General features: G+C 36.6%; 5 protein-coding genes. 2 read left to right on the top strand and 3 right to left on the bottom strand.

The annotated features are described in order from the left end of the window. The first annotated feature begins 442 nt into the window (after positions 1-442). Entirely contained in the window at positions 443-1,003 is a 561-nt protein-coding gene (locus BW139_RS16435) for a TMEM165/GDT1 family protein (protein WP_076920371.1), read from the top strand. 93 nt (positions 1,004-1,096) lie between these two features. Here the strand turns inward: BW139_RS16435 and BW139_RS16430 are convergent, their stop codons facing one another. The 3 genes from BW139_RS16430 to BW139_RS16420 all read right to left on the bottom strand — a co-directional run bounded on the left by BW139_RS16430 (position 1,097) and on the right by BW139_RS16420 (position 3,757). Continuing rightward, positions 1,097-1,621 (bottom strand): DUF6436 domain-containing protein, encoded by a 525-nt coding sequence (locus BW139_RS16430; RefSeq protein WP_076920370.1) that lies wholly within the window; start codon positions 1,619-1,621, stop codon positions 1,097-1,099. Continuing rightward, on the bottom strand, positions 1,605-3,071 hold the full coding sequence (locus tag BW139_RS16425) for a methyl-accepting chemotaxis protein (RefSeq protein WP_076920369.1): 1,467 nt from the start codon (positions 3,069-3,071) through the stop codon (positions 1,605-1,607). Before BW139_RS16425 ends, BW139_RS16430 begins: the two co-directional genes overlap by 17 nt. 131 nt (positions 3,072-3,202) lie before the next feature. Then, a complete protein-coding gene (locus BW139_RS16420; protein WP_008466986.1) occupies positions 3,203-3,757 on the bottom strand; it encodes an isochorismatase family protein in 555 nt (184 codons plus the stop codon). A gap of 159 nt (positions 3,758-3,916) precedes the next feature. Here BW139_RS16420 and BW139_RS16415 point away from each other — a divergent pair, with 159 nt between their 5' ends. Continuing rightward, positions 3,917-8,416: an EAL domain-containing protein gene (locus BW139_RS16415; protein ID WP_083708684.1), complete on the top strand. Its 4,500-nt coding sequence runs from the start codon at positions 3,917-3,919 to the stop codon at positions 8,414-8,416. The last annotated feature ends 37 nt before the right edge of the window (positions 8,417-8,453 follow it).

Genomic DNA, 8,453 nt, shown 5'->3' with positions numbered 1-8,453 from the left:
TATTCATGCTGTTGTGTGGTAACAAGCCTAATTGCACGTTCACGAAATTCTGATGTATAGCGATTTGATTTTTTCATAGTTCCAGTTTCTCAAGTTATTGAGTCTCTGGCAAACACGGGGCGATTCATACTTCCGTTTTTTACTTTAAAATTATAAGCCGGTGTCTACTGAAAGCTGGGAAGTTCAGAATTAATAATATTGAGAATTAAGATTAATTTAATAAATATTTACCTGCTTTAAACTTTGTGGAATAATCGCCATCCTCTTAGGGGAGTAGCCCGCTCAGTAATGAGTAAACTTATCAACATAATTGCACCTCATGTGCATGGTAAGTTTGTAATGTTGTAGCAAGCGTTATCGGCGAGACCTAGGTAGACACTATCCTCATGGCGGGAGATAGTTGTTTGCCTTGGTTTAGTATTCCCGCCTGAAGATTATATTAATGGATATTTTTTTAACCTCTACCGTCACTGTTGCCCTTGCCGAAATTGGTGATAAAACTCAGCTTTTATCGTTACTACTCGCGGCACGTTTTCATAATAAAATAGCGCTTATTTTAGGTATTCTTGCCGCTACTATAATCAATCATGGTTTGTCTGCGTGGTTTGGTGATTGGGTAAGTGGTAATTTTGCTGTTGAATACCTACCTTGGGTAGTCAATATAAGCTTTATTGTTGTTGGCTTATGGCTGCTTATCCCTGATAAAGACGAGGCTGTGAGCCACAAGTACGATCGTTATGGCGCATTTTTAGTGGCTTTAATTTTATTTTTTATCGCTGAGATTGGCGACAAAACTCAAATAGCGACTGTGTTATTAGGTGCACAATATCAATCTGTTTTGTGGGTAACAATTGGTACAACCCTGGGTATGCTAATCGCAAATGTACCTGTTATTTATGCTGGTAAGGCATTACTAAAACGGATCCCGTTAAACACAGTAAGAGCTATTGCCGCCACTGTATTTGTATTACTAGGTGTTTATGGCTTAATAACCATGGTGTGATTAAGTAACCTACAACAAAAAACCGCTTACCTAAAGTAGGTAAGCGGTTCAAGGATGTATAAGCAGTTATCGTAGAATAAAAATGGGCCTCTTTTACACTCGGTTAATACAATAACACCCTTTTGTATTGGCAATTAATAATGACGAGTTAAAACCAGCTTGTAGATTACTGATCACGGTCTCTACAAACCCACTACCTTGTGAACAAGCCAAGCCTTCTGATAAAGGCCCTGCATAAACAAAATCACCGTTTTTATCAATTAACACTGCAGCTGGCGTTGCCGGGACCACTGACTTTAGCTGGCTATTCAATTTAAATGTTTGCACTTCAACGCCTTGATTTTTCGCAAAGCGTTGTAAGGCTGATAAATGTGGTTTAGCTTGTATGGTACAACCACAATTATCTTCTGTGATGATAAGTAGTTGCGCTGTATCTTTGTTTTGCCAAACCACTTGCTGTTTAAATTGCGAAAACCAATTGTGTCGTTCCAGCATTTTATTTTCATCAAACGGCTTTAATTGCCCAAGTTGAAAATACACTAAACCCGACACAACAACGACAAGCCACACACCAATCAATGCAAAAATAAAATAGCGCTTATTAGTTAAATTTTGCAATACTTTGCTCTAACACGTCGATACTGACATCAATCATTTGTACCTTGGCGGTGAGTTGTTCAACAATTTTTCCATCTTCATGTTGGCGTTGGCGCATTTGATCTGTGCTAGTTGCAATCTGTTCGGTATTTCCAGCCTGTTCAGCAACTACTTGCGCAACCGAGTTAGAGCTTGAAGATACGGCCTGTATTTGCTCACTCATTGACGAAATATTTTCTTTCATGGTGGCACTAATTTTTGTTAGATCTACAACAAACTCAACACACTGATTCATCGATTGTGTTGAAGTACGACTATTATTCACCAAATCTGTTAACGTTGATGCTATTTTTGCTGTTGTTTGCTGGCTGTTATTCGCTAAAGAACGAACCTCATCTGCAACTACAGCAAAACCACGACCATGCTCGCCCGCTCTGGCGGCTTCAATTGCAGCATTTAAAGCTAACAAGTTAGTTTGATCGGCTATACCTGATATTTCATTCAACAAACTTGTAATTACATCGCCAGCAGCCACTAAGTGGCTTAACTGCTCTTCTGTATTGTTTAATAACGTGAGCAACTCTTTGCTTTTACTGTCTGTTTGTAACACTTCTTGCAAAGCAACATGGGCAGAATCGGTAATACTGCTAACTTGCTGCTTTAAAATATCGCTTTCTTGCTCAACCAGTTTAAAGCCATGGGCTACTTGTGAACCTGAATTAGCAATATCATCTGTTTGTATATTTCGGTGTTTCGCACTGTCTGCTAACTTATCGTGCACATTTATAAGCTCTTGGGAGTTATTTTTTAATGAATCAGATTGAGTTTGAACCTGCTTAATAACATCCGACAAGTATTCCAGCAGAGTGTTAAAGCCTACCACTGTACTGCTATCTGTATCATCTGCTCGCATCGAGAGTTTTATCTGATTAGGGTCTTGCATTATTTGTTCAGTGGCATAACTTAACGACAAACCCGCACGACCTTCACGTTTTAATGTCACTGCAATAAAGCCAGCAACAAGCGCTTCAACAATGGCATAGGCCGCATGAATGAGTACCGTTGAAAAAGCTAAACGATCAGGGTCGAAAACATAAAACCCCGTATTTTGAGTCTGCACGTAGTAAAAAGATAAATGATGAATAGCAACAAACACAATGGCCGTAATAAATACTCGCCATTCAACAAACATTATCAGCATGGCTAAGAAAATAAATATTTCGAAATGCACCTCAATAAGCCCATACGCTTGCTGAATATGCAAAAATGAAAACATCATAATTGCAGCAGCGACAACATGAGGTGTAAGTTTACTTTCGGGTTGGGTTTTTAATAACCAAATAGGAAGCAAGCATAAGGGCAAGCCGACCAGAAATGCCTCTGTTAATGTATCAAAATAAAGGCCTATACCAATAGACTCTACAAATAATAAACAGAATATGATTGTAAACAATCGACTCACACTAGACATAAAAACCTTAATTAATTTTATAATAATTAAACACGCTCATTGTTAGTATAACCTACAACAACTCGCAATTTTTAATCTTAAATCAAACTAAGAATGATTATACTGTTTGATTTAAAAATGTTTTTAGTGCGCTACTTAACTATTGATAATATTTGTTTAAAAGTAGACGTCCCTGCTTTTTTTGTCCATTGAAATATAATAGTTTCAACGCAAGATATTATAGCACCTGCTTGACGAAGCTGCTCAACCGCAATGGCTTTATGCTCTACATTTCGTGAGGCTATTGCATCAGCAGCAACTGTTACTGCATACCCTTGTTGTAGTAAATCTAAACATGTTTGTAACACACAGACATGCGCTTCAGTGCCAATAACCACCACATGAGGTCGTTGTAATTGCGAAAGAGTATCTAAAAAACCGTCTTCGGCGCAGGCACTAAAATTTATTTTTTCAATATACTGAGCGTTTGGTAAAGCTTGCTTAATTTTCTCATCACTTTCACCTAGTCCTTTTTTATAATGCTCTGTAATTATTGAAGGAATTTGATGAATAGCACTTGCATTTGCAAGCTGTAAAGCACAATCTAAGGTGGTATTAAATGAAGCTATAGCGGGTGCCAATTTACTTTGTAAGTCGATTACTAAAAGTACGCTATGTTCTAAGTTGATATTTTCTCTAAAATTCATCTGTAGTCCTTTTACTTTAATTAGAATAACGTGTAATGCCCACACAAAAACACAACAATTAGTTCACATTTAATGCTTTTTGTAATTTTTAAATTAAACTCATGTTATATTACACCAATACTAAATACCAAGCTTGTCAGTTAAAAAGGGGAAGTGCTTTTGAGTAAGTTTTTCTTTATTGTTCATATATTTTTATTAGTTTGTATGCAGCAGAGCTTTGCTTCACAAACTTATTCTGAACAATTACAACGTATTACTAGCAACGAGCAACTGTCGCAAAGCTTTATAGTGAAATCAATACAAGATGATATCGGTTACGTTTGGATAGCAACTACCCAAGGCTTATATCGTTTTGACGGTTACCGAGCCACCCCTTACGAAAGCGCAACAGGTTTAAAAAACAATTATGTAATCAATATCTACAAAGCTAACGACGGCAAAATAATAGTTAGCACACAACTTGCAGGAAGCTATTTAATTGACCCACATACTTTAACTGCTGAGCAGATATATTCAGGACATTTGAATCAAAATGAAGAAAAGTTTTCTCCCATTACTGCAGTCGTTGAGCAGCCTACACACTTTTATTTTTCTATTGATTCCCACGTGTACCGTTTTGATAAAAAATCAAAAAAACTAGCACTCGTTGCATCTTTGCCTGATGAAAACATATTTATTCGAGCATTATCACTGCACCAAAATATATTATATGTTGGTTCCGATCAGGGGCTATACGCTTATAGCTTTGACAATAACGAGCTCCAACAAATAGTACTCAATGACACCCAAGAAGTTACCAATGATAGTAACAATGTAAAATTTTTATCTATAGATGATGAACTTGGGTTGCTAGTTGGTACGGTTGAGGGGATGTATCGGATTGCTTTTAATGAAAATAAAAATATAAATCCCTCGGAATTATCAACATTAATTAATGACTATAATATTTGGGATTATGTAAACACACCCTATGGTGAATTTATTGCTACAGAAAGTGGGCTATTTGAATTTGATAGAGCAACCTCAAAACTCACCCCTATTTTAAATTTCAAAGATAGTAGCTACAACATAACAGAAAATACGATCAACGATATTATGTTTGATGAATCTGGTTTGTTATGGCTTGGTTCAAGAACCCATGGTGTATTAACGTGGGCAGCACAAACAAAAAAATTTAAAAGAGTCAGCCTACCGGATAATAATATTGTAAATGTTATTTACCAAGACACAGAACAATTGCTCTGGATAGGCACTGACGATGGGCTTGTTCGCTACAACTCAAAAACTAAAACGAGTGATTTATTTTTACAATCTAAAGATAAAAAAGCAGTTTATGGTTTATCTTCTATCGGAGATATTTTTTCTGCAAATAATAAAGGCGACAACTATCTATGGCTAGCGACTTTTTTTGGGCTTGAACTTTTCAACAAAGAAACAGGAAAGTTTGAACAAAACAAATTTATCACTGAGCATAAGCTAAATACTGACTATATATTTGGTATTGCTCAAGTCGCTCCTGATACCTTTGCTTACATCAATAATGATAATTTTTATATTTTTAACGCGAATACCGGCGAAAACAGAATTATCAAAGGATTAAAAGAGCAAGTTTCACCATTGCATGCTTACGCATTTCATGCTCCCTCAGAAGCTTATCCTGGTGAACTACTGTTAAGTACGTCTGACACGTTTTATCGTTTCAACGAAGAAACAGGCACGTTAATTACTATTTTTAAATCTAAAACGGCAAAAAACAACCTTTATCATACGGTAGAAAACTATTACTTAGACACTAAACGTGAACTGCTATGGTTAGCAACCACACAAGAGGGCTTAATTGCCGTAGACTCAAAAACATATCAAATAGTGCATACCTTTAATGCAAACAACTCTCTCAATACTAATGCCATTTATAAACTTATTGCCGATGACAATGACTTTTTATGGATTAGTTCTGACAACGGGTTATATCAACTTAATTTAAATACGTTAAACATAACCACTTATACAATTAAAGATGGCTTAAGCAACAACCACTTTACTGCACTTGCAGCAATTAAATTACAAAATAATGAACTCGTATTTGGTAATCGCAGTGGATTGCTGCAGTTTGACCCTAATCAATTTAATAGTGAGCAACAAAACACTGATAGCAAATTGGCGTTCACCGATATTAGCTTGTTTTCAAAGTCACTCAATTATGCGCCTGAAAAATATCGTAATGCGCCGTTAATGCTAAAACACGATGACATGGGGTTAACAGTTCGGTTTTCTAATTTTGATTATAAAAATACAAGTAAAACTTATTACAAAGTAGAGTTGAGTGGTCCCTCATCTTTAAGTTATGACGATTTAAAATCTAATCATGTGTTTTTTACTAAATTACAACCCGGTGACTATGAACTATCAGTGTTTACTCAGCAGCGAAATGGAGTCATTACTAGTGATCCTGTAATGCTTAAGTTTAGTGTTGCCTATGCACCTTGGCAGTCTCCTATTGCTTACACATGCTACTTCCTCGCGGTGTTCATAATTCTGTTTTTATTTTTTTGGCAATACCGAAGCCGTAAAATAGCGATTGAACGCGCTCATCGAGCAGCCATTCATTCTAAAACTCAAACAGAGCTTGCACTAAAAAGTAATAAGAGTGGCGTTTGGAACTATAGCTTTGCAGACAACTCAGTTAATACAGCCAGAGGTGAAGAATTAGGCTATGAAAATATACCTGAGCGTATTGATATACATAGCTTCTTTAATATTATGCACCCTGATGAGCGTCATAGAATAGAAAATAAATGGAATGCATTTATAAAACAAACTCAGCCACAAGACTGGCAAGCGACATATCGATTACGTCACAAAGATGGCCATTGGTTGTGGTTTCATGACCTAGGGCAAATTATTTATAATGAAGACAGTAAAAAGCCTGAGTATGTATCTGGTATTTTTACTAATATTACCGAGCAGTTAGCAAATGAACAGCAAGCAAAAATACTCGGTGAAGCATTTAGCCAAATCAATGACTTTTTACTTATCCTAGACGAAAATCTAATGCCTTTTTCAGCTAATAATAGCTTTATGGAGGTATTTTCTGATGATGGTGATGAGGGAGCTGTTACCTCAGAGCTATTTATCAAAGCCATTGGGCAAACCAAATGTAAAGAATTTGCAGCCACATTAAAGGCACTGCAACCCAAAGAGAATTGGCGAACAAATGCCTATGTTAATACTACAAAAGCAAAGCAACACCCTATTCATTTAAGCGCCACAGCTGTTGCTAATGAAAAAGGTAAAGTTGGGTATTATGTTGTTGTTATTACAGACTTAACCGAACAGAAGCGCGCTGAAAATGAGCTGCGTTATCTGGCTAACTATGATGCGTTAACCGGGTTACCTAATCGTAGTTTAATGAATCAAAAGATTGAAAATGCCATAACAAAGGCCGCCAAAAACGACTTGCAATGTGCGGTGATATTTATAGATTTAGATAAATTCAAACCCGTGAATGATTCATTTGGCCACGCTGTGGGCGACAAATTACTGTGTAACATTACCGAAAGGGTTGCCCTATACTTAGGTGACCATGCAACCTTCGGGCGACAAAGTGGTGATGAGTTTTTAGTATTAATCGAAAATATTACCTCTATGTCCTCGCTACAAAATACGCTTAACGAAATGAGTAGTGAGCTGGCAAGTAAAGTTATTATTGATGACTTTTCTATCAATATTTCTGCCAGTATTGGTATTGCCTTGTACCCTCATGATGCAAACTCAACCGATGCTTTGATCCGTAATGCAGATATTGCCATGATGCATGCAAAACAAGCAGGTCGAAATGGATTTCAGTTTTTTAATGAAAAAATGAATGAGCAAATAAAACAAAAGCTTATTCTTGAAAACGACTTAAAAGACGCCGCAAAAGATAATCAGTTCTTTAACCATTACCAACCAGTAGTTAACACAAAAGATAAAACAATAAGCGGTGTTGAGTTATTAATGCGCTGGGAAAATCAAGGAAAACTAATCTCTCCGGCTTTATTTATACCGGTGGCAGAAGAAACAGGCCTAATTGATATGCTCACTGAGCAAGCATTACAACGTGCAATCACAGAGCTTGCGCCTATTCTTAGCATTAACCCGCAGTTTTATGTGTCGTTGAACATATCACCAAAACATATTCTGAAAGCTAACATAACCCAACGACTGAGCGCTATACTTGAAAAAGCCAACATAAAACCACAGCAAATACGCCTAGAAATCACAGAAAACACGCTGCTAGAAGATAAGTACAAAGCAGCTAAACAACTCAAGAGCCTTCAAGCAGCTGGGTTTAAGCTATTTCTTGATGATTTTGGTACTGGCTATTCATCACTCACTTATTTGAGTCAATTTCCAATTAACGTAATAAAAATTGATCAAAGCTTTGTAAATAGCATTGGCATAGATAAAGGCGACGAATCGATTATTAAGACTATTTACTCGCTTGCTGAAAACTTAGAGCTATATTGTATTGCAGAAGGGGTAGAGACACGAGAGCAACTCGACTTTTTAACGAATATAGGTTGTCATAAGCTTCAAGGTTACTATTTCGCCCGCCCTATGAGTGCCAACGATTTAATGAGCCCTGAATGCTTTGAGAAGATTATTGATTTGATATAAAAACGCAGTAATGAAAGTGAGTTGTTAACCTAGTTAC

The organism is Pseudoalteromonas sp. SK18 (assembly GCF_001974855.1).
Classification (GTDB): Bacteria; Pseudomonadota; Gammaproteobacteria; order Enterobacterales; family Alteromonadaceae; genus Pseudoalteromonas.
Note: the sequence above shows the minus strand (reverse complement) of the source record. Positions and strands in the feature narration are given on the sequence as shown.